Raw genomic sequence first — 24,280 nt, forward strand, 5'->3', positions numbered from 1 at the left:
ATAGCTATGAAAAGAAAACATAAAGAATCACTTACTTCACTTGCAATTTTATCACCGTCAATAATTACTCTGGCAGTATTTGTCTATGGTTTTATCAGCCGCAGTGTTCAGATTTCTCTGCTTGACTGGGACACTTTTTCCAGTTTTATGCGGAAGGCAAAGGATTATGTAGGTTTAGAAAATTATGCCGGACTCTTTCGGGAAGCGAGGTTTCAGACTGATCTCTGGAACACCCTTTATTTTACTCTCTTTTTTATCCTGGGCTGTCTGGCAATTGGTATTTTACTGTCTTTAATTTTGAATAATAAGCCTAAAGGAGGATATTTCTTTCAGAATCTTTATCTTTTCCCGATGGCAATTTCCTTTGTAGTAACAGGTACAGTCTGGCGCTGGATTTTTGCTCCTGGTCGTTTACCCGATAATCCCCGGGGTATTAATCTGCTCTTTGAGCAGCTGGGGCTCGATGTTTTTCAGTGGGGCTGGTTTACCAGCACCGGTAACTTTTTGGGTTTCAATATTGCGCTGGTAGCTGTAATAATTGCTGCTGTCTGGCAGTACTCAGGTTATACAATGGCCATGTGGCTGGCCGGTCTGCGGGGAATTGATCAGCAGCTGATAGAAGCAGCCCGGATTGATGGTGCCAGTAAGTGGCAGATTTTTACCAAAATACTATTTCCAATCCAAAAGCCAATTACTCTTTCGGCGATTATAGTACTGGCTCACGTATCACTAAAAGCCTTTGCTTTAATCTATGCGATGACAGGTAGTGGACCAAATAATGTAACTGATATTCCAGCAGTCTATATGTTTGAGGCCACCTTTAGATCCAACCGCTATTCAACAGGTTCGGCAATAGCAATTGTACTTTTAATGATGGTTGGACTGCTGATTATACCTTATCTGGTCAACAGCTTTAAGGAGGAGTAAGCAATGGACGAAAAAATGACAACTCAAGAAAAAATAATTAGATATGCTATTTTAATTGCCTTTGCCATATTTTTTCTGATTCCAATGTATGTACTTTTATCTACCAGTTTAAAAAGTTTTTCCGAAGTTTCAATTAACACAATGTGGCAGCTGCCCGACTCGCTTTCTTTTGAAGGATTTAGAGAGGCTTTTACCAAATTGGCTCCCAATGTGTTAAACAGTTTTTATCTGGTAATTCCGGCCACTCTGCTTTCTGCCATTATGGGCTCAATGAATGGTTATGTATTATCACACTGGAAATTTAAAGGTTCAGATACACTCTTTGCTTTAATTTTATTTGGGATGTTTATTCCCTACCAGAGTGTACTTTTTCCTCTGGTCCAGTTTATGCAGACAATAGGACTTTATGGTTCAATTCCGGGTCTTATTTTAGTTCATGTTGTTTATGGTCTGCCAATTACCACCTTAATGTTTAGAAATTATTATCAGGATGTTCCGGAGGCTCTAACAGAGGCGGCAAAAGTTGATGGAGCGAATATTTTTAGTATTTATCGTCATATCTTTTTTCCAATTTCCATTCCGTCTTTTGTAGTAGTCTTTATCTGGCAGTTTACAAATATCTGGAACGAATTTCTCTTTGCTGTTTCTTTAACTGATACCCAGAGTCAGCCAATTACGGTAGCACTAACCAATCTGGCCGGAAGTCAGGTTGTAGAGTGGAATGTGCAGATGAGTGGAGCAATAATTACTGCTCTACCAACCCTTTTAGTTTATATTATTTTTGGTCGTTACTTTATTAAGGGGATGCTGGCCGGTTCAGTTAAGGGATAATTTTTACTTAAACTTAAAAATGAATAAAACAGAGATATACTCAGTCACTAATGGCTGGGTTTTATCTTTTTTAAAAGCTAAAAAATAATGTTTAACAGAATATGGTTTTAAATTACAGTTTTCAAACGAGCTTTTTCCGGGTTAAAATTATACTCTGAGAGAGGAATTGCAGCTTTTTTCAAGAAATAAATAAAGAGTGGTTAATTAGCTGTATATTTTTTGATATTTAAAATAGTAAGGCATTCTACTTAATTTATCTAAATTTATCACTAATAAAGTACTTAAAAATTTTTAAATTAGAGGAGTGAGTTGTTAATGGAGAAAATTAAATGGGGAATTTTAGGCTGTGCAAATATTGCTCGCAAGGCTGTAATACCAGGCATTATAGCTGCCGAAAATTCAGAATTATATGCTGTAGCCAGTCGGAGTCAGGAAAAAGCGGCTGATTTTGCGGAGCAATTTGGAGCTGCTGTCTATTATGATGATTATGATAAACTGCTGGCTGACGAAGAGATAGAAGCTGTTTATATTCCACTGCCCAATGGAATGCATAAGGAATGGACAATAAAGGCAGCAGAAGCTGGAAAACATATTTTATGTGAAAAACCACTTTCCGGAAAAAGCAAAGCAGAAGCAGAGGAAATGTTTGCTGCTGCCAAAAAAAATGGAGTTAAGTTGATGGAGGCCTTTATGTATCGTTTTCAGCCTTTTGTGGTTAAGCTCAAAGAAATGGTTGCTGACGGAGTTATTGGAGAGATTAAAGAGATTAAAAGTAATTTTGCTTTTGATATTAGTGATCGTGATAATGACATTCGCCTCAGTGCTGAATTAGATGGAGGAGCCTTAAATGATATCGGCTGTTATACTGTTAATATCTCGCGTTATTTAATGGGAGGAATGCCAACGAAAGTTGCTAATTTCTTTCAAAAAGAAACAGCGGCAGGTGTTGATTTAAGCGGAAGTGGTACTCTCTATTTTGAAGGCGGGTCTTTTGCCAGTCTTTATTACAGCCTCAATTCTTATAATGAGCAGGACCTGGAAGTAGTAGGGACAGAAGGTATAATTAGAGTACCAGGATTTTTCTCCTGGCTGGAAGAAAATTATTTTCTGCTGGATAAAAATGGTGAGGTGGAAAAGCTTGAAGTGGAAACCGGTGCTCAATATCAGCTTGAAGTGGAAGCCTTTGCCAGAGCAATCATTTATCAGACTGAGGTGCCGCTAAAAGTAGAAGAAGAAACATATGCCAACCTGAAAGTTATGGATGCTATGCGCAGATCAGCTGCAGAGGAGACAGTGGTTAAGCTTTAGTAAAGTTTTCACATTAATTTTTTGAGATTACTGGATTTTTTGCCTGAAATCAAATACAATAATAACAATAGAGTATTTCAGCTATTTTTAATAAAATAAGAAATTTGATTTTTTGCAGTCAGTACTGACAGGAGGTTGAATTGTGGAAATAGAAAAGGTTAATCAGATTATAGAAAAATTATTGGTTTATGGTGAGTCCAACGATCTGCTGGGAGACTGGGATCGAGTTGCGGCTCGTAATCAGATCAGAAGTATTTTAGATATTAAGGAAAGTCCGGCATCTGCTTTAACGGAAGAAGATTTTGAGATTCCCGCTGAGCCCCAGGTTTTACTGGATCCACTTTTAGATTTTGCAGTTGAAAAGGGACTGATTAAGGATCGGGTAACAGAAAGAGATCTTCTGGATACTAAAATTATGGGGGCACTGACACCTCGTCAGTCGGAAATTGGGCGTCGTTTTTATCAGACCGCCGAAAGAGAAGGAATCAAAAGGGCTACTAATGAGTACTATCATTTTGCTAAAGCAAGTAATTATATCCGCCAGGCCCGAATTGCCCGCGATTTAAATTGGAAGGCCGAAAGTGATTATGGTCAGATTGAGATTACTATCAATCTTTCCAAGCCGGAGAAAGACCCGGATGAGATCGCAAAAGCAAAAGAAGAACCTCAGAGTAATTATCCAAAATGTTATCTCTGTCTTGAAAATGTGGGATATCCAGGCAATTTTAGTCATCCTGCCCGTCAGAACCACAGAGTTGTACCTTTAAAACTGCAGAATGAAGACTGGTTTTTACAGTATTCGCCCTATGTTTACTATAATGAACACTGTATAGTTTTTCATAAAGATCATATTCCAATGCAGATTGATAAAAACACTTTTGCCGTACTGCTGGACTTTATTGACCAGCTGCCGCATTATTTTATCGGTTCTAATGCTGATCTACCGCTCGTTGGTGGTTCAATTTTAAATCATGATCATTATCAGGGAGGACGACATATTTTCCCGATGGAAGAAGCGGAGGCAGAAAAGTTTTATCAGCATCCAACCTTTCCCGAAGTTGAGATCAGCCGGGTTAAGTGGCCAATGTCGGTAATCCGTCTTAAAGCGGAAGTCAGAGAAGATATTATTAATCTGGCTGCTAAAATTTTAGATAACTGGCGTCAGTATTCTGATCCGGATCTTGATATTCTTGCTTTTTCTCAGGTTGATGGCAAACAGAAAGCTCATAATACAATAACCCCAATTGCCCGGAAAAAGAACGGTCACTATGAACTGGATCTGGTGCTGAGAAATAATCGTAAAAGCGAAGAATATCCGGATGGTATTTTTCATCCACATGCAGATTTACATCATATTAAAAAAGAAAATATCGGTCTGATTGAGGTAATGGGAAGAGCTATTCTGCCGGGACGGTTAAAGACTGAATTAAACTGGATTTCTAGTTATTTAAGTGGTGATCTGGAGCTGGACGAGTTAAAAATGAAGGATGGTCTGGGAAAACATTTAGACTGGGTTGCAGAGCTTAAAAATGAATATGGTATTAATTTAAGTGAAGAAGAAGCCGAGCGAGTTGTAGAAGTTGAAGTGGCCGGTAAATTCAGCCGGGTTCTTGAGGATGCTGGAGTTTATAAAAATAATTCAATCGGATATAAGGGTTTTGAGCGATTTCTGGAAAGTGCAGGTATCGAGGTCTCAGAACTATAATAAAGAAGGAAGTGTTGAGTATGAGTAAATTTAATTTAAGTGCAATTGATTCTTACAGTTATGAACCTTTAAGAAAACAGGTTTATAAAGTTCTGCGGGAAGCCATTTTAAAAGGTGAGCTGATGATCGGGGAAAAGATAACTGAGATGGAGATCGCGGAAGAGCTCAGTGTCAGTAGAACCCCGGTGAGAGAGGCCTTTAGAATGCTGGAACAGGAGGAATTGATTAATATTATTCCTCAGCAGGGTGTTTTTGTGGCTGGAATTGAAACCAAAAAAGAAATTGACGATATTTTTCAGCTCCGGACGGAACTGGAGGGGCTGGCCGCCTATCTGGCCGCCCAGAATATTGATGAAAAACAGAAACAGCTCTTAAGGGAATATACTGAGGAGCTGGAAGACTGTATTGAACATAATGATCAGCGAGGCTGTATCCGGGTGGATGTTGCTTTTCATCGAATAATTAAAGAAGCCTCTAATAATAAGTGGCTGGAGAAATTTCTGGATACACTTTTTGAGCAGGCAACTCGCTTCCGGCGGAGCAGTTTTTCCCGCCAGGGAAGGATGCAGGAATTTCTGGCCGAGCATAAGGAGCTGGCCGAGGCAATAGCCAGTGGCGATGCTGAGCGGGCTCGAGAATGTGCCGAAGAGCATATTAGGGCAGCCTGGCAGAGTATTATTACAGTTTTTGAAAAAGAGAATAGGTAGCAAAGAAATTTATGGCTGTAGAGAGATATCTCTACAGCCTTTTTATATATATAATAAAAAATACAATAAATAGATGTAGAATATCAAATCAACTATGGAGGTATAAACTAGTAAATGAAAAAAATGTTTAAACTAATGATTCTATTTTCTCTTCTCGTAACTTTGTTAAGTGGATGTTCAAATGGTGGCAATATTGCTGGTGACTCAGGATTGGATAATACAGGTGATAGTAATAATGTGATTGTAAGTAAAGAGGGTGGCGGAGAAGTCATTTTAGAAGAGGAGGATAGTACAACTACAAAATTGATGGCCCAGGCAGCTGACAGTTATTATTTTTCTCACTGGGAAGGTGATCTGAGTGGTACTAATAATCCAGAATATATAGATAATACTGCTCCCCGAGAGGTAACTGCAGTTTTTCTCAGTCAGGAAGAGAATAATCCGGATGGTACAGATGCAAATGGAGTTTTTAAGCTGATTAATTCCTGGGGAGAAAATTGGGGGGCATTTAACGATGGGTCCTATTATATAAGTTATGAGGCTGCGATTGCCAATAATCTCGATTTATATTTAATAGCTCCTCGTGATCAGTATCAACCAAAAGCTCTGGCGGTTTTCAATATCGAAGCAGCCTCACGTAAAGACGTTGAGATAAAATTTGAGACTGCCGATGGTAGTAAACAGCTCTATCCAGCATCTGCTCCCTATGATTATGATGGCAGTATGAATAATATTCCTGTCAATCAAAAAGGAGGAGCTTCTGCTTTTCCTGAAAATAATATTGCTCTTGATATTTCAAGTCTGCTGCCAATAAATGGTGAGATTACTCTAACAGTTACTAATTCAGGTAGTAGTGATATCTATTTGAATAACTGGCAGCTAGAAGAATATTCTGCTTATCCAGGTACTCCGGTGCAAACTTACAGTTCTAATCTTAGTTCTGAACTAATTGCTGCCGGTAACTCAAAGAGTTTTACAATGAATATTAATATTGAAACCAGTGTTTCAGCTCAAGCTGACAGCAGTTCCGGTTTGGATAGTTATGTTCGCGATTATACTGAGGCTGACTGGAGGAGCAGGGAAAATAAACATTTAAGGGCTCAGAGTTATCACAATGATAGTTTTGGCAGAGGTTTAAAAGAGCTATCAGCCGAAGAGATGAAAACTGCTCTGGAAAGTGGTATAGTAAAAACAATTGATGCTGGTGCTCTTGCAGGTGATCAAATTAAAGTTGCCGGAGAAGCAAGTCTGGATTATTCTGCTTCTGAATATTTTCCTCCGGTAGGAAATCAGGGCAGTGAAGGTTCCTGTGCTTCCTGGAGTACTGTCTATTACATGCTCGGTTTCTATCAAGCTCGAGATCAGGGTTGGGATCTAAGTGCAGCTGCAGTAACTGGAGTAGATCAGAGCCAATTAATGAGCCCAGATTTTATTTATCAGCTGATTAACGGCGGCCAGGATGGAGGAAGTTATTATACTGATAACCTGATGATGCTTGCCAACCTCGGAGCTGCAAGCTGGGCCGAGATGCCGGCTGATGATAGTGAATATCTAAGCTGGGGCAGTGAAGAAGCCTGGAGAACAGCGGCTGGCCATCGAGTTGATTATCCAATATATTATCTGCAGATAAATAATTATACAGATATCAAGGCAGTAAAAGATCTTCTGGATCAGGGATATTTACTTTCAGCAGCTATTGATAGTACCCAGTATAATAGTAATGGTATCTGGACAGTTGATAATTACAGCAACCCATATTTAGATCATGCCAATACAGTAGTTGGTTATGATGACTCCTATCAAAATAGTGTTGAAGAAATTTCTATTAAATAAAGATAGTTATGAGGTGACAACCAATGAATAATTTATTTAAAAACTCAAATAGCAAAATAATTCTGCTGTTTATTATCCTGATTTGTTTAAATGGAACTGCTGCAGCAATAAACTTAAAAGCATTAAATACGGAAGAAATCAGTCAGATAAAATTGTTTGAAAATCCTGCCGCCGGTCAGCGGTGGCAGATAAAAGTTAAGAATCCGGAACTTATCTCTTTGCTTTCTGAAGGTTATGAGCCGCTGAAAAAAAGAGAGCAGCTGGCAGGTGAAGGAGGAATTCACAGCTGGTATTTTGAGGCTGCAAAGAAAGGTGCAGCTCTGGTTAATTTTAACCTTTTAAATGCTGAAGCTGGGAGTTTAGTTAGCCAAAAAACTTATCTTTTTGCTATCAATTTACTGACCAGGGAAATAGCAGTGGATGAAATTTTAGAGCTTAAACTGGCGGAAAATCCGAGTACAGGTTATCGCTGGAGTTTAATAGAATCAGAGGCTAAGATTTTGGAGCTGCTTGCAGCTGATTATCAAAGAGATGCTGCTGGCCCAGAATCAGATGTTGAGGCAGCAGAATCTAAAATAGAGGGCTCCGGGCTGTTGGTTGGCCGGGGAGGAATTAAAAGCTGGACTTTTAGGGGAGCTGCAGCCGGCTATCAGCGCTTAAGTTTTGAGCTTGCCCGCAAAGGTGGGGAGGTAATAAAAACTGTCGATTATCTAGTTTTGGTAGAATAGAGATTAAGTAATATTTGGACCCTGCATCTTTGTCAGAAAAGGGATATTATGCTAAATGGATTAATTGCTGATCTTTATTCTTAAACTATCAGGATTTTTAAGATAATAATTAAATAATTATATTGAATTAAAAACGCTGTCTTTGCCGACAGCGTTTTTTGGATAAATACGAGTTTGATTTTACTGTTGATTCAGCTTTTCAAGTTCTGTAATAATATTTTTGATCGGCTCCGGGTGGCTGTAATAATAACCCTGTAGAAGATCACAATCCACAGCTTTTAATTTTTCAGCCTGGTTTATTGTCTCTACACCTTCGGCAACAACTTCTAAATTGAGACTGTGAGCCAGGGTAATAATTGTATTAACAATCGCTCTGTTATTGTTATCAGTAATGAACTCATCAATAAAAGACTTATCAATTTTTAGAGTGTTGATTGCAAATTCCTTAATATAATTTAAAGAAGAATAACCGGTACCAAAGTCATCAATTGAGGTTTTAACCCCAAGCTCCTGCAGCTGATTTAAAGCTTTAACTGTATAATCAATATTTTCAACAGTAGTACGTTCAGTAATTTCCAGTTCCAGATTTTCAGCTTTTAGACCTGTTTTTTGCAGGGTGGATTTTACTTTTTTTATAAAATCCTGACTTATAAACTGTTCCGGACTGACATTAACCGAGATAAAATAATTTCTGTTAAAACGATTATTTAATTTTTTTATTTCTCGACAGGATTCCTCTAAAACCCAGTCGCCAATTTCTTTAATCAGACCATTTTCTTCTGCCAGTGGTATAAAAACTCCCGGTGGAATTAGACCCTTTTCGGGATGCTGCCACCTGATTAAGGCTTCAAAACCAACTATCTTTTCCTTTCTGCTGTCAATAAAGCTCTGATAGTAAAGAGTAAATTGATTTTCAGCCAGTGCATTTTGCAGCTGGTTTTCCAGCCTCTTTTTTTCGGAGATATTATTATCGATATTTATCGAATAAAAAGCCATTTTGTTTGAGCTATTTCTTTTTACATAATGCATTGCCAGACTGGCATTTTTAATCATTCTTTCCGGGTTCTGACTATCATCAGGGTAAACTGTAACTCCCAGGCTGGAACTAATATAAATTATATGGTCCTCAATAAAATAATCACTATTAATGTTTTCTAAAATATTGGCCAATTTTTTCTTAATATTTTCTTTATCCGAATTGTGGCTTAGATGAAAATAAAACTCGTCTCCAACCCGGCTGATTACTTCCTTTTCTTTTAATTGAACTGATAGTCTTTCTGCCATTTTTTTCAAAATCTCGTTACCCACATTATGTCCAAAGCTGTCATTTATCGTTTTAAAATCATCAATGCCGACTGCACAGACATATATTTTTTCATTTTGATGTTCTTTTATATACTGATTTAGCTTCTTTTTGAAAAAATTAATGTTTGGCAGCCCTGTAAGAGCATCATTAAAACTTAAATCTTTAATTACAGCCATCATTTTATTGAAACTCTGGGCAGCTTCTCCAATTTCATCATTACTTTTTATATCAGAGCGGACATTTAAGTTTCCAGAAGCACCTTTTTTAAAAGTATTTTTAAGCTGAATAATTGGTTTAGCAATATTTTCTGCCAGGTAGATACTTAAAACAACAGCAATGATAATGGTCAACACCGTTATTATAATAATTATATTATTTACTTTTTCAATCGATTGATTAAGATAACTGTGAGGCAGTATACTTACCAGTTTCCAGTTATCTGTTCCGGGTATTGTCTGGTAAAAGGCATGTTTTTCCTCTCCATTTTCTTCAAAATGAAGATCTCCTTTTTTCTGGCCTATAATATCTGCAATAAAACTGTAATCATAAGCAAAAAAGCTGCTGTAATTATAAAAATACTGGTTTTTAATTTTTTCCTGCTCGGGATGAGCAACAATATTTCCTTCTGCATTAATAATGAAAGAATAAAGACCTTCTTTAGTATTTGTATAACGGTTTATGTAATTAGATAAATCTTTAATTTTAATGGTGGCTCCCAGCAGAGAAAGCTGATCCTGATTATTAATTGGGGCGGCAAGTACTATAATTGGTTCGCCCGTTGATTTTGAAATCAAAGGATCTGAAACTACAGTTTTTCCCTTTAAAACCTCCTGGAAATATCTACGATCACTGATATTTCCGGCTTTTTTCTCAATTGTAGTGCTGTAATTGCCTTTTTGGTCAGCTATAAAGAAGAAAAAATAGTTATTTTCTCGCTTGTTCAATTCAGACTGCAGATAGGTAAGTTTTTTCTCCCAGCTGTCGGACTGAATAATTTGTGTATTGGCATAAATCTCTAAATCTGCTTTCTTCTCTTCAAACCAGTTTGCCGTCAGTTCGGATTTTTGAGCGGTTTTATTTCTTTCGTTTTCAAAAATAATTCCCTGAAGTATAGAATTAAAACTATTTGTAATTGCAATAATTACAACTAACGCAAAAATGACAATGATCGTTAAAATCAATGTCATAATCTTATTTTTAAAGCTAAAATTTTTCATTTCTGACACCTGCTTTATTTATCTATCTTGTTCTTATAGTCCATAAAAATTAACCACTATTAACAATTATTCTTTATCCGACTAAAATATCCTGTATTTTTTATAAAAATAATTTAAAATATAATCCCTGTATACAAGGATAGAAAGTTGAGAAGCTATTTACACTTTTAAACTTTGGCTCTATACTAAATAGTACACCTTATAAAAGAAAAAACATTGGTACCTGGTATCCGGTAAATTTCTTCGGCTGCTCGGTACCTTCAATCACAAGAGAGAAGGAATGATTTGCTATGACTTTTACAAAAATGCCTGAGAAGCAGGGTTTGTACAGTCCAGAATTTGAACATGATGCCTGTGGTATGGGTTTTGTAAGCCATATTAAAGGTAGAAAGTCGCATCAGATAGTTGAACAGGCTCTGGAGGTGCTGGTCAATTTAAGCCACAGGGGAGCAAGTGGTAGTGAAGAGAATACTGGTGATGGTGCCGGTATTCTTATTCAGCTTCCTGATAGTTTTTTGAGACAGCAGATGGCGGCAAAGGGAGTATCACTCCCAGAAGTCGGAGATTATGGAGCAGGAATGGTTTTTCTGCCGCAGGCTGAGAAGAAGCGAGAAGAAATTAAGGAATTAGTTGAAAATATTGTTAGAGCAGAAGGACAGAAGCTGCTTGGCTGGCGTAAGGTACCGGTTGAGACAGCAGAAATTGGAAAATCAGCTTTAGAAGTAATGCCAGATTTTTATCAAATTTTTATTGAGAAGTCGAAAGAAGTAGAGCAGGGAATAGATTTTGAGAGAGTATTATATTTAATTCGCAAAAAAATTGAAAATAAAATTCGTAATTCAGAGTATAAAGGAGAACTGTATTTTGCCTCTCTCTCCAGCCGTACTCTGGTCTATAAGGGGATGCTGACTCCTGAACAGCTGGAAGGATTCTTTCCGGATTTAAGTAAGGCAGAAATGGAGACTGCAATTGCTCTGGTACATTCACGTTTTAGTACCAATACTTTTCCCAGCTGGGAGCGGGCTCATCCAAATCGTTATTTGATTCATAATGGTGAGATCAACACAATGCTTGGTAATCAGAACTGGATGCGGGCCCGGGAAGGGATTTTTGAGAGTGAGATCTTCAGTGATGATTTAAAAGAGCTGCTGCCTGTTATTGCCCCCGAAGGTAGTGACTCGGCACGTTTTGATAATGTTTTAGAGTTTTTAGCTCTAAATGGACGCTCGCTGGCCCATTCGGTTATGATGATGATCCCCGAGCCCTGGGAGCATAACGAAGAGATGAAAAAAAAGAAGCGGGACTTTTATCATTATCACAGCACCTTAATGGAAGCCTGGGATGGTCCGGCTGCAATGGCCTTTACTGATGGGACTCAGGTTGGAGCCGTACTTGACCGTAATGGTCTGCGTCCATCCAGATATTATATAACTGAAGATGATTTATTGATTTTATCCTCTGAAGTAGGGGTTCTGGAGCTGCCTGAAGAAAGGGTTATCAGCAAACAGCGCCTGGAGCCGGGAAAAATGCTGCTCCTGGACACCGAAAAAGGGCGAATAATTAATGATCAGGAACTTAAGAGAGAAATTGCTGCCGCTGAACCGTATGGCGAGTGGCTGCAGGAGGAATTAATTGAACTAAATGATTTAAAGTCTGAGTCAGCAAGTGACCAGACTAAAATTAAAGCTGCTGCAGAAGAGAGCCTGGATTCTGCCGAACTGGTTAAAATGCAGAAAAGTTTCGGCTATAGTTATGAAGATTTGCAGAAGATTTTAATTCCAATGGCCCGCGATGGTGTAGATCCAATTGGTTCAATGGGCAATGATGCCTCCCTGGCAGTTCTATCTGACCAGCCGCAGCTTTTGTATAATTATTTTAAGCAGCGTTTTGCTCAGGTAACCAATCCTCCCATTGATTCAATTAGAGAAAAGCTGATTACAGCTACCAATACTTTTTTAGGTTCAGAAGGGAATCTGCTGCAGCCTGCAGCTAAGAGCTGTCGGCAGCTGGAGCTTGAACACCCAATTTTAACAAATGAAGAGTTAGATTTGATTAAGCAAATTGAGCAGCCAGGTTTTAAAACCGCGACCCTCGATATTATCTTTGATAAAAAAGAGGAGAGCGGCAGTCTGGCTGCAAGAATGGAAGAATTATGTACTGAAGCGGAAGAGCTGATAGCTGAGGGAGTAAATATTCTGCTTCTCTCTGACCGGGGAGTAAACGGCACTAAAGTAGCTGTGCCAGCTCTTCTGGCAGTAAGTGGACTGCATCATTATTTGATTGAAAAAGGATTGCGGACTGAAGTTAGTCTGGTTTTAGAATCAGGAGAGCCCAAAGAAGTGCATCATTTTTCCGTTTTAATTGGTTATGGAGCCGATGCAGTAAATCCCTATCTGGCGTTTGCAACCCTGGAAGATCTGGTTGAAACAGGACATCTTGAGTCTTCTAAAGAAAAAGCTGTTCAAAAATATATTAAGGCAGCAGTTAAAGGTGTAGTTAAGGTTATGGCCAAGATGGGAATTTCTACTGTTCAAAGTTACAGAGGAGCTCAGATATTTGAGGCGATTGGGATTTCAAAAGCAGTTATTGATAAATATTTCTGCCGGACAGCTTCCAGAATCGGTGGGATTGGTCTGGATGAAATTGAAAAAGAAAGTATTATGCACCATGATAGTGCTTTTAAGGGTGTTAAAGTTGAAAAGGAGACTCTCGAACCCGGCGGTCAGTTTAGCTGGCGAAAAGATGGAGAAGAACATCTTTATGATCCGGAGACTATTTATCTGCTGCAGCGGGCAGTGAGAGAAAATAATTATGAGCTATTTAAAGAATACAGAGAAAAGATAAATGATCAGAGTTCAAAAATGCTGACTCTACGAGGCCTTTTAGAACCAGAATATCAGCCAGAGCCAATACCTTTAGAAGAAGTTGAGCCGGCTGAAAAAATCATGCAGCGATTTAAAACAGGAGCTATGTCCTATGGTTCGATCAGTCAGGAGGCCCATGAGGCATTAGCGATTGCCATGAATAGAATTGGTGGTAAAAGTAATACTGGCGAAGGAGGAGAAGATCCAGAGCGCTTTACTCCCGATGCAAATGGAGATTTAAGGAGCAGTGCAATTAAACAGGTTGCTTCCGGTCGTTTTGGAGTTGATTCGAACTATCTGGTTAATGCTAAAGAAATTCAGATTAAGATGGCCCAGGGAGCCAAGCCGGGAGAAGGCGGACAGCTGCCCGGAAAAAAAGTTTACCCCTGGATAGCTGAGACCAGAGGTACAACACCTGGAGTAGGACTTATTTCCCCTCCTCCTCACCATGATATTTATTCGATTGAAGATCTGGCCCAGCTGATTCATGATCTCAAAAATGCCAATCGGGAGGCCCGGATTAATGTTAAGTTGGTCTCAGAAGTTGGAGTCGGAACTGTAGCAGCCGGAGTAGCCAAAGGAAAAGCAGATGTAATCTTAATCAGCGGCTATGATGGAGGAACAGGTGCTTCCCCGCGGACCAGTATTCGTCACGCCGGTCTGCCCTGGGAACTTGGACTTTCGGAAACCCATCAGACCCTTGTCTTAAATGATCTGCGGGACCGTGTGACCTTAGAGACTGACGGCAAGATAATGACGGGTAAAGATTTAGCGGTGGCAGCAATGCTGGGAGCGGAGGAATTTGGTTTTGCGACAACCCCTCTGGTTGCTTTAGGCTGTGTGATGATGCGGGTCTGCAGTAAAAATACCTGCCCGGTTGGGGTAGCCACTCAGGACCCTGAACTGAGGAAGAAGTTTCAGGGTAAACCGGAACATGTTGTTAACTTTATGCGCTTTATGGCAGAAGACTTTCGCCGCGAGCTGGCAGCTTTAGGTTTCCGTTCGGTTAATGAACTGGTAGGTAGAGTTGATAAGTTGAGACAGGATAAAAAAGAAGAACACTGGAAAGCAAAAGGACTCGACTATGCTTCCATTTTATATCAGCCGGAAAAAGCAAAAGAAAAGTCGATTTACTGTCAGCAAAAACAGGATCACGGGCTGGAGAAGAGTCTGGATCTGCGAGAATTACTTAAACTGACTAAAAATGCTGTGGAAAATGGAGTTCAGCTGCAGAAGGATTTAAAAATTAAAAATACAGACCGAGTTGTAGGAACAATTATGGGCAGTGAAATAACCAAACGCTATGGTGCTGATGGTTTAAAGGAAGACACCATTCAGCTTAATTTTGAAGGATCAGCCGGTCAGAGTTTTGCAGCTTATCTGCCAAAGGGGGTCAGCTTCCGTCTCAAAGGAGACAGCAATGATTATCTCGGTAAGGGACTCTCAGGAGCAAAAATAATTGTTGAGAAATCGGAGAGCTCAAAATTTAAGGCAGAAGAAAATATTATCATTGGTAATGTTGCTTTCTTTGGTGCTACAGCTGGAGAAGCCTATATAGAAGGCAAGGCAGGCGAACGTTTCTGTGTCCGCAACAGTGGTGTTAATGCTGTTGTTGAAGGACTGGGAGATCATGGCTGTGAATACATGACAGGTGGTAGAGTTGTAGTTCTCGGTCAGGTCGGCCGTAATTTTGCTGCTGGTATGACCGGTGGAACTGCTTATGTATTTGATTTAGAGTCTGATTTTAAAGATAAAGTGAATCAAGAAATGGTTGAACTTGATTATTTAACTGAAACAGAAGATGAAACAGTTGTAAAGAAAATGATAGAAGACCATTTAAAATATACCGGTAGTGATCGGGCAGCGGAAATTTTAAATAATTGGCAGCACCTGCGCGAAAAGTTTTTGCGGGTTATGCCGCGAGATTATCAGCGGATGATTACAGCTATCAATAGTTTTAAGGATCAGGGATTAAGCAGAAAAGATGCTTTAATGAAGGCTTTCGAGGAAAATGCTCATGACGAAGCCCGAGTAAGCGGAAATTAAGACAGAGGAGGAGAATAATATGGGTAAAGCAACTGGATTTATGGAATATAAGCGGGAAGTTCCAAAAGAGCGCCCGCCTAAAGAACGTATAAATGACTGGCTTGAATTTAAAAATAAATTTAGCGAAAAAGCTGCTAAAATTCAGGGAGCCCGCTGTATGGAATGTGGTATCCCCTTCTGTCACAGTGGCCTTGATATCGGAGGCATGGTTTCCGGCTGCCCGGTAAACAATTTAATTCCGGAGTGGAATGATCTAATCTATAAAGGTAAGTGGGAAGAGGCAGTAAAAAGACTGCTTAAAACCAACAACTTCCCCGAATTTACAGGCAGAGTCTGTCCGGCTCCCTGTGAGGGTTCCTGTACTGTGGGACTCAATGATCCAGCAGTTACAATTAAGGCCAATGAATATCAGATTATAGAGAAAGCATTTGCAGAGGGCTGGATTAAACCAGAGCCACCAGAAGTGAGAACAGGAAAATCAGCAGCAGTTGTTGGTTCAGGACCTGCCGGACTGGCTGCAGCTGATCAGTTAAATAAGCTGGGACATACAGTAACAGTGTATGAACGTCAGGATAGAATAGGTGGTCTTTTAGTCTACGGTATTCCTAATATGAAGCTCGACAAGAAAAAAGTACTAAAGCGTCGGCTGAAGATTATGGAAGCTGAAGGAATTGAGTTCATTACAGAAACAGAAATTGGAAAAGATTTGAGCTTAGCAGAGCTTCAAGGTGGGTTCGACGCGGTGGTCCTCACCGGAGGAGCAACCAAGGCTCGCGACCTGGAAGTGCCGGGCCGTGAGGCAGATGGGGTCCATTTTGCCGTCGATTACTTAAAAGCAAATACAAAGCATATTTTAGGCGATCAAAATGAGGACTATATTTCCGCCCAGGATAAAGATGTAATTGTAATTGGTGGTGGTGATACTGGAACTGACTGTGTAGCAACTGCTATTAGACAGGGAGCCAAAAGTGTAAACCAGTTTGAAATTATGCCTAAATCACCATCTGAACGCCAGCCAGATAACCCCTGGCCGGAATGGCCAAAAACTCTGAAGGTGGATTATGGCCAGGAAGAAGCAATTGAGCTTTTTGGCTCTGACCCTCGAGAATTTCTGATAATGACAGAAGAAATTTTAACTGAAGAAGCTGAAGGTCAAAAGATTGTCAGTGGAGTTAAAACTGTTAAAATCAACTGGGAAAGAAATGATGAAAATCGTTTTGTACCTATAGAACAGCCAGGAACAGAAAAAATCTGGTCTGCTGATTTAATTTTGATAGCGATGGGTTTTTTAGGACCTGAAGAGACTATAATAGAAAAAGCTGGACTTGAACAGGATCAGCGTTCCAATATTGATGCAGAGTACGGAGATTTCAAAACTAATATTGATGGAGTTTTTGCAGCCGGTGATATGCGGAGAGGCCAGAGTCTGATTGTAAATGCAATAGATGAAGGTCGTAAGGCTGCAGCAGAAATAGATAAATATTTAAGTTGAAATAAGATGTTAATAAAACATTGGCACTAGTTTTTTACTATCTAATGTGGTATAATTTAATTTATACAGGCAATCAATTAAACTCAAAAGATAAAAGTAATTAATTAAAAAATGCATGCCACTCATGGAAATTATTAAGAGATAGGTGGTGTTAACTTTGGATCAGGAGCTGTTAGATGGTATCAGGCAGATAGTGAGAGAAGAAATATCTGGTGTTAAAGCTGATGTTTCCTCCCTAAAAGAAGATGTCACGTCATTAAAGGAAGATGTTTCCTCCCTAAAAGAAGATGTCACGTCATTAAAGGAAGATGTTTCTTCCTTAAAAGAAGATGTCTCGACATTAAAAGGTGATGTAGCTGAAATGAAACCTCAGCTTAAGGAAAACACTCAATTGATCAAGACACTGCTTGCAAGAACTGAAGCTAATGGTGCCAAAATTGATCAGCTAGATAATAAAGTTGCTCATTTGCAGGGTAGCGAAAAAAGGCAGAATAAACTTGAAGATGAGTTTTATCATCACAGACATAAAATTATTATTGAAACAGGAGAACCAGAATTCAAAGCAAGTTAAAAATCAAGATTTCTTGAGCCACTATCCACTGAGGGTAGTGGTTTTTTGTTAGCTGTATGATATAATGAATTTAAGAAACCAGGTGAGATCATGAGCAAGAAATATCCATTTTTATTTAAAGAAAGCAAAAAAAGGAAAAAGCAGAGCGGAGACAGGAAGCTTTAAACAAAGCTGAACAGGCAGCTTTGATGTTAAAAGAAAAGTATAATGTCGAAAAGGTTGTTCTCTTTGGATCTGTTTTGAATGAAGATAAATTTCATCTGCATTCAGATGTTGATCTGGCTGTGTTTGGGCTTAAAGATGAACTTTTCTTTAAAGCTTATGCAGAAGTGATGAATATTTTAAGTGGATTTGAAGTTGATCTCCTTGACTATAAAGAATGTCGTGAATCTTTCAAAAAAGAAATAAAAGAGAGAGGTGTAGAATTATGACTGAAAAAAGAAATTCTTCAATTTTTGAGGTTTTTAGAATCTGATATAAACTGATTTAAAATAATAATCAAAAAATAGATTATTTTTTTAGATTAGCTGTTAAAAATAGTTAAAATGTTATATAATTAGTAACAATAACTAAAAAGAACGGATTTGAGGGGGTAAATTATGGCTAAAGCAAAAAAACAGGACATATTACTGGAAAGTGGAACTGGAGAACTGGAGATACTAAAATTTATAGTTGATGATAGTTCATATGCGATAAATGTACTTAAGGTTAGAGAAATTTTAAGAATTAATAAAGCTGATATTAAAAAGTTGCCGGAAAAATCAGATGTTATTCTGGGAATGACCAATATTCGCGGGGAAGTTATCATGATTGTTAATTTAAGTTCTTACCTTAATTCGGAGTTAGTCGAAAATGATGGGGTAATAATGTCAATTCTGGCGGAGTTTAATAATACCAAAATTTTATTTGCAGTCGACAATGTGGTTGGTATTGATCGTATTGGCTGGAACGATATTCAGCCACCTGACAGGATGATGGGAGAACTTGTTAATGGTGTTATTAAGTCAGATGAAAATAAGGATTTAATTAACTTTTTAAACTTCGAAAAGATTTTAAAAGATTTACAGCCTGAGTTGGGAAATGAAGTCGATGTTCAGCCAGAAGCACCGGCTGAGGTAAGGGCACGTCGAAAAGGCAAAACTCTGGCCCTGGCTGATGACTCACCTACGACCAGAAATATGATCAAGGATACTCTGGTTGAGGCAGGTTATCAGGACTTTAAAATTTTCAGTGATGGGCAAAAGCTCTATGATCACCTAATGGAGATTAAAGAAAATTATCCAGAAGATGACATTTTAGATCATGTGCAGGGGATTATTACTGATATTGAAATGCCCAATATGGATGGACATACTCTAATCAGAAAAATTCATGAGGATCGTTACTTAAGGAAATTACCTACGGTTATCTTTTCCTCATTAATTAGCGAGGATCTGCTGCATAAAGGAAAAGAAGTGGGAGCAGACGCACAGATAACAAAACCGGAACTTGATAAAATGGTTGGTGTTATTGATCAGCTGGTTAAGGCAAAAAAACCGGTAGCAGACTATTAATAAAAGAAGATAGAATTGCGCTCCAAATTAAATTTAGAAACAACTAGAATTCATCCAAGACTTAAATTAAGCTGTCTTCCCGATTGGTACATCCTGTGCCACGGTTAGTTCAGAGCCTCGTGCTCTTCAGCTTACTTTAAGTTTTTTTTATTTTAAAAAAATCATTAAAATTAATTTACACAACTTATTATACAATGGTTAACTAAAGTTAATAAGTCGCTTAACTTTATAGTCTTTTTTGCCCTGCATGAATATTTGTTAAGAAAATCAATCCCGAGAAAAGTTATCAATTTTAAATGAAAATAGAAGCCCAGTTACTGTAGAAGTCATTTTTGGCATAATTTGACCCATGGAAGCTCTTTACTTTTTCTCCTTTTTATATGATAATCGTTATTAATAAGAGAATATTAATATAATTTGTAAGTCTAAGGAGAAAATAAAATGAACATTAAAAAAATATCAATTAAGTATAAGATTTTACTGCTGGTGTTTATCGGAATCGTAATTTTAACTGGAGGAATAATTTTCAGTGTTTATGAGATTGCTTCTAAAGAAGCAAATAACGCAGCCGTTGTTAAAGCAGTTTCTGATCTGGAACTTGGCTATGAAATAATCAATTCCAAATTTCCCGGGGAATGGAGATTAGAAGGAGATCAGCTGTATAAAGGTCAAACCCTACTCAATGATAATAATCAGATTGTTGATATGATTGGAAAATTATCTCAGGGAAATATAGTAACAATTTTTGCAGACGAAATAAGGGTGGCAACCAATGTTAGAGAAAATGGCAGCAGGGCAGTTGGAACTCCAGTTTCAGCGGCAGTAAAAGAGAGAGTTTTAGTTAATGGAAAGCGTTTTACAGGAGCAGCCAGTGTACTGGGAAAAAGTTATCAGACTGCATATATGCCGCTCAGAAATGATAATAACGAAATAATTGGAATCTGGTCGCTGGGGACTTCAACAGAGTTTGTAAAAGCGATGAAATCAGGAATTACTTTTTCAACAGCCATCTTTGCTTTGATAGTGGGAGTGATATTTCTAATAGCTATCTTCATTTTTGTACTTAAAATGACAGAGCCCTTAACAGAATTAAGTTCCTATGCTGAAGAAATTGCTGATGGTAATTTAACTTTTGAAGTTAATGATAGTTATCTTAAAAAAGAAGACGAAATAGGAACTCTTGCTAAGTCTTTTGAAAAAATGAGAAATAACTTAAAGAATCTAATTGGAAATATTGATGACAGTGTAGATGAACTAAGCGAATCCAGTCAGGAGCTAACTGCTACAGGAGAGGAATTAACAGCCTCGGCAGAAGAAGTAGGAAATTCAATTCAGCAGATTGCTTCTGGTGCTGAAGAACAGTCGGCCCAGGTAGAGGAAGTCTATTCGATTTTTGAAAGACTGGTGGAAAATATTGATCAGGTCAGCCATAATTCTGATTTAATGGCCGGTCAGTCGAAAGAGGTAATGGAAAATATCAAAGAAGGAGATAATTCTTTAAAAAGTTCTGAAAAGAGCTTTAAAGAAGTTAATGATAACATTAGAGAGACCTCAGAGTTGATTAATTCTCTGGGTGAGTCTTCAGAAAAAATAGGTGAAATTATTAGTCTTATTGATAATATTGCTGCTCAAACAAATCTTTTGGCTTTAAACGCTGCTATCGAGGCGGCTAGAGCAGGAGAGGCAGGAAGAGGATTCTCTGTTGTAGCAGATGAGATTAGAGAACTGGCAGAACAGTCTGCAGCTTCAACTAAAAATATTGCAGATTTAATTGCTTCTATTCAAAAGGGGATTAATCAGACTGTCAGTAAGATGAAAGAAAATGAGCTTAAAGTCGAAGCGAGTGTAGATAATATCAACAATACTTCTGAGTTATTCAATCAGATTACTGCAGCTTCTAAGAATCTGGATCAACTGGTCCATGAGATTGACCGGATGACCAGGGAGATGAATAATGATAGTAAAGGAGCCAGAAATTCTGTTAAAGAAATCGCTGTGGTTAGTGAGGAAGCAGCCTATAATGCTGAAGGTGTAGCCGCTGCCAGTGAGGAGCAGTCAAAGTCGACAAAAATTATTGCCGAAGCCTCGGAAGATTTAACTGAACTGGCAAAAAATCTTGCAACATTAATTAAGAGATTTAAAGTTAAATAATTAAAGATAACTAAAAGTATCAGAGATCAAATTTATTTAGATTTTTGGTACTTTTTTTATTATCGTTATAAAAAATATTTTATAATTCAAATCAATAATGTTGCTTCTCAGACAAATTTGTTGGCTTTAAATGTAGCTATAGAAGCAGCCAGAGCTGGAGAAGCTGGATGAGAAATTTCGGTAGTAGCTGATGAGATTCGAGAACTTGCTGCTGTTAGTGAAAAAGCAGCTCAAAACTCCTAAGAAGTTGTTGCATTTGATGAACAGTCAAAATTAACTCGAGTTATTGCCCGCGCTTATGAAGATCTAACAAAACATGCGAATAATCTTTCTAATTTTATTAAGAAATTTAAAATTTAATTTAAAAATATTGAATTAAGTTAAAAAACGAAGAATAAAAGAGATAATCTTATTTAAATAACTAAAATCACTTATTAAGCGGCTAAGAGAAGTTTAACAAATTAACCACTCTGACGATAATATAGGCAGAAGCTAAAAATGAATTACTTTTTAGGAGGGAGCAGCCATGAAAATCAATAACATTCAAGCAGGAAAAATTAATCAATACTATAAGCAGATGCAGCAGAAGCAGACTGAAAAAAAGCAGGCTAAAGATGACAGCACTCAAATTTCTGCTAAAGCTAAAGAAATCATGACTGCTAGAGCTGAACTCAAAGAGATGCCTCAGCTGAGAGAAGAAAAGGTAGCAGCTTTAAAAGAAAAAGTACAATCTGGTAATTATCAGGTTGACAGCAAAAAGCTAGCTGCAAAAATTTTAAATAATGTTGAGCAGGTGTAAAAATGTCAGAGAAGCTGAGAAAAGATTTATTAAATATTTTAAAAGAAGAAAAGGCTCTCTATCAGAAACTTTTTGAGATTGCAGAAGAAAAAAATGAAGCTTTAGTAAATAACGATACAGATAAATTAATGGAAATAATAGAAAATGATAGAGAAGTCATTTCAGATATAGAAGCAAAGGATCAGGAAAGAAATGATAAGATTCAGGAAATCAAAGCTGAATTTGAAATAGAATTAGAAAAAGACTCTTACAGCAATTTAATAAAAGAGCTGCCTGAAAGTTGGGGAGAAGATTTAAGCCCAATCAGAGAAGAACTTATAGAATTAACTGATGAATTTCACAGCTTAAATGAACAGAACCAGAAACTCTTACAGCAGGCAATAGAGTTAAATCAGATTTCATTTGAAACAATAATGAAAAGCATTAAAGATGAGGATACTACTTATACTAAAGATGCAAAAACAAAGAAAGAACAGCCGAGAATTATAAATAAACAGGGCTAAAGGTGGGAAGATAATGAATAATATATTCAGCGGTCTCAACCTCGGGTTAAGAGCACTAGAAACTCAGCGCAAATCACTCGATGTGACCGGACATAACATAGCAAATGCCAATAATGAAGATTATAATAAACAGCGAGCAATACATAAGGCTTCTTACCCTTATACAGCTCCTGGACTTTCCAATCACGGTGGAGCCGGACAGTTTGGTACAGGAGTTGAGATTGAGCAGGTTGAGAGAGTTAAAGATCAGTTTATTAATTCTCAAATTTTTAAGGAAAACCAAACTTCTGCTTACTGGGATGAAATGCAGAGGGGCTTAGAGAAGGTAGAATACATTTATAATGAACCTTCTGATTCCGGAATAGATACAGCAGTTAATCAGTTCTGGAACTCACTTCAGGATTTAAGCAATAATCCCAGTGATAATGCAGCCCGAAATATGGTTAGAGAAAACGCCTATAATTTAATTGATTCTTTTCAGAGTGTAGAAAATCAGCTAATCGGATATAAGGAAAGTATTAATGATAATTTAGCCAATGCAGTAACAGATATTAATCAGATTTCAACTAAAATTGCTGATTTAAATAAACAGATTGTTTCAGTTAAAGGGAGTGGACAGAATCCTAATGATTTGCTTGATCAGAGGGATGCTCTTTTTAAAGAAATGAATCAGATGATCAATGTTCAATCTAGACAGGATGCTCAGGGTAATCTAATTGTTTCTACCAATGGTCTGCAGCTTGTCAATGGTGCAGATGCCTATAACTTAGAAATTGAGCCCGGAGAACCGGGACAGTTTAATGATAAGATTATTCACAGCCGAACTAATACAGAGGTTAAACCTACAAATGGGAAGGTTGCTGCCTGGCAGCAGATGAGAGATGAGAAACTTGACTTTTATTCGGGCAGATTAAATAAACTGGCTACAACAATGGTAAAAGAGTTTAACACTCAGCATAAAGCAGGTTATGATGCCAATGGTGTTGATGGGGAAAACTTTTTTAAACCGATTGATGAAAATAGTACTGAAAGTGCAATTTCTCAACTGGATTTGACAGCGGCTATCAAAGATCTGGATACTGGTTTAGATAAAATAGCGGCCGGAAATAAGAATATTGATTCTTTTGTAGAGATTGATACTCTTGGTAATGATCTTAGTGGAAATTATCAGGTTGAAGTTAAAGATGGTGCAGCTGCTGATGAGTTTGAGTTAAAAATTAGTGATTCAGACGGTAATCAAGTTTATCCTGCAACTTCTGGTACAACAGTAACAGTTAATGCTGGTGATCCAGTTAATTTAAAAGTTGACGGAAGTGGGAATATAACAGCAGATACTGATCCAGCGACTGACGCTCCTGGAGATTTCACCCTCACATTTACTGATACAGGCAAAAAAAATATAAGTTTAAATAAAAGTATTGGCAATGGAGAAAATGCAAATGCACTGGGAAACATATTTAATAGTAGTGAAGTAATAGAAGGAACCTCTCTTGAAGGTTATTTTAGAACAATTGTAACTTCTGTTGGTGCTGAATCATCCAGAGCTGGGAAAATGAAAAATAATCAGGATGCAGTTTTAAAGCAGTTAGATACCTTAGATAGAAGTGTCTCCGGAGTTTCTCTTGATGAAGAAATGGCTAAATTAATTAAATATCAGCAGTCATATAACGCAGCAGCAAAATATATAAATAAAACTGAAGAACTACTTGATTCACTGATGACAATAGTTTAAATTATAG

The 24,280-nt window shown here is 37.8% G+C and carries 18 protein-coding genes; 17 read left to right on the forward strand and 1 reads right to left on the reverse strand.

Annotation, left to right across the window (positions count from 1 at the left end):
• The first annotated feature begins 6 nt into the window (after positions 1–6).
• From DFR80_RS06410 to DFR80_RS06440, 7 genes are all read left to right on the forward strand, one after another.
• Positions 7–927, forward strand: a complete 921-nt coding sequence (locus DFR80_RS06410) for a carbohydrate ABC transporter permease (protein WP_114489496.1) — start codon at positions 7–9, stop codon at positions 925–927.
• Positions 928–930: 3 nt separating this feature from the next.
• Entirely contained in the window at positions 931–1,758 is an 828-nt protein-coding gene (locus DFR80_RS06415; protein WP_076543889.1) for a carbohydrate ABC transporter permease, read from the forward strand.
• Positions 1,759–2,073: 315 nt separating this feature from the next.
• Complete coding sequence (locus DFR80_RS06420; protein ID WP_076543890.1) at positions 2,074–3,066, forward strand: Gfo/Idh/MocA family protein; 993 nt, start codon at positions 2,074–2,076, stop codon at positions 3,064–3,066.
• 142 nt (positions 3,067–3,208) lie between these two features.
• Complete coding sequence (locus DFR80_RS06425) at positions 3,209–4,771, forward strand: UDP-glucose--hexose-1-phosphate uridylyltransferase (RefSeq protein ID WP_114489497.1); 1,563 nt, start codon at positions 3,209–3,211, stop codon at positions 4,769–4,771.
• A 20-nt stretch (positions 4,772–4,791) separates the two neighbouring features.
• The gene (locus DFR80_RS06430) at positions 4,792–5,478 is read left to right on the forward strand and encodes a GntR family transcriptional regulator (RefSeq protein ID WP_076543892.1); all 687 of its coding nucleotides are present in this window, start codon (positions 4,792–4,794) and stop codon (positions 5,476–5,478) included.
• Positions 5,479–5,592: 114 nt separating this feature from the next.
• Complete coding sequence (locus DFR80_RS06435; protein WP_076543893.1) at positions 5,593–7,311, forward strand: hypothetical protein; 1,719 nt, start codon at positions 5,593–5,595, stop codon at positions 7,309–7,311.
• Positions 7,312–7,334: 23 nt separating this feature from the next.
• Entirely contained in the window at positions 7,335–8,039 is a 705-nt protein-coding gene (locus tag DFR80_RS06440; RefSeq protein ID WP_114489498.1) for a protease inhibitor I42 family protein, read from the forward strand.
• 180 nt (positions 8,040–8,219) lie between these two features.
• Here the strand turns inward: DFR80_RS06440 and DFR80_RS06445 are convergent, their stop codons facing one another.
• Positions 8,220–10,562, reverse strand: coding sequence for an EAL domain-containing protein (locus tag DFR80_RS06445; protein WP_114489499.1), 2,343 nt, complete (start codon positions 10,560–10,562; stop codon positions 8,220–8,222).
• A gap of 290 nt (positions 10,563–10,852) precedes the next feature.
• On the opposite strand from DFR80_RS06445, the gene gltB reads away from it, so the two are divergent.
• From gltB to flgK, 10 genes are all read left to right on the forward strand, one after another.
• A complete protein-coding gene (gene gltB, locus DFR80_RS06450; protein WP_114489500.1) occupies positions 10,853–15,472 on the forward strand; it encodes a glutamate synthase large subunit in 4,620 nt (1,539 codons plus the stop codon).
• Between the two features lie 19 nt (positions 15,473–15,491).
• Positions 15,492–16,964 carry a glutamate synthase subunit beta gene (locus DFR80_RS06455; RefSeq protein ID WP_114489501.1) on the forward strand — a complete coding sequence of 491 codons (1,473 nt, stop codon included), beginning with the start codon at positions 15,492–15,494 and terminating at the stop codon, positions 16,962–16,964.
• 157 nt (positions 16,965–17,121) lie between these two features.
• Positions 17,122–17,535, forward strand: coding sequence for a hypothetical protein (locus DFR80_RS06460; protein WP_114489502.1), 414 nt, complete (start codon positions 17,122–17,124; stop codon positions 17,533–17,535).
• Positions 17,536–17,723: 188 nt separating this feature from the next.
• Positions 17,724–17,966: a nucleotidyltransferase family protein gene (locus DFR80_RS06465; protein ID WP_114489503.1), complete on the forward strand. Its 243-nt coding sequence runs from the start codon at positions 17,724–17,726 to the stop codon at positions 17,964–17,966.
• A gap of 168 nt (positions 17,967–18,134) precedes the next feature.
• Positions 18,135–19,088, forward strand: coding sequence for a chemotaxis protein (locus tag DFR80_RS06470; RefSeq protein ID WP_076543900.1), 954 nt, complete (start codon positions 18,135–18,137; stop codon positions 19,086–19,088).
• Positions 19,089–19,529: 441 nt separating this feature from the next.
• Positions 19,530–21,239 carry a methyl-accepting chemotaxis protein gene (locus tag DFR80_RS06475; RefSeq protein WP_114489504.1) on the forward strand — a complete coding sequence of 570 codons (1,710 nt, stop codon included), beginning with the start codon at positions 19,530–19,532 and terminating at the stop codon, positions 21,237–21,239.
• A gap of 90 nt (positions 21,240–21,329) precedes the next feature.
• Complete coding sequence (locus DFR80_RS15570; RefSeq protein ID WP_369862646.1) at positions 21,330–21,410, forward strand: methyl-accepting chemotaxis protein; 81 nt, start codon at positions 21,330–21,332, stop codon at positions 21,408–21,410.
• A 355-nt stretch (positions 21,411–21,765) separates the two neighbouring features.
• Positions 21,766–22,038 carry a flagellar biosynthesis anti-sigma factor FlgM gene (flgM, locus tag DFR80_RS06485; RefSeq protein WP_114489505.1) on the forward strand — a complete coding sequence of 91 codons (273 nt, stop codon included), beginning with the start codon at positions 21,766–21,768 and terminating at the stop codon, positions 22,036–22,038.
• A 2-nt stretch (positions 22,039–22,040) separates the two neighbouring features.
• The gene (locus tag DFR80_RS06490) at positions 22,041–22,541 is read left to right on the forward strand and encodes a flagellar protein FlgN (protein WP_114489506.1); all 501 of its coding nucleotides are present in this window, start codon (positions 22,041–22,043) and stop codon (positions 22,539–22,541) included.
• Positions 22,542–22,554: 13 nt separating this feature from the next.
• Positions 22,555–24,273, forward strand: a complete 1,719-nt coding sequence (gene flgK, locus DFR80_RS06495; protein ID WP_114489507.1) for a flagellar hook-associated protein FlgK — start codon at positions 22,555–22,557, stop codon at positions 24,271–24,273.
• Positions 24,274–24,280: the final 7 nt, after the last annotated feature.

The sequence above is a fragment of the Halanaerobium sp. ST460_2HS_T2 genome, from assembly GCF_003337665.1.
GTDB classification, from domain to species: Bacteria; Bacillota; Halanaerobiia; order Halanaerobiales; family Halanaerobiaceae; genus Halanaerobium; species Halanaerobium kushneri.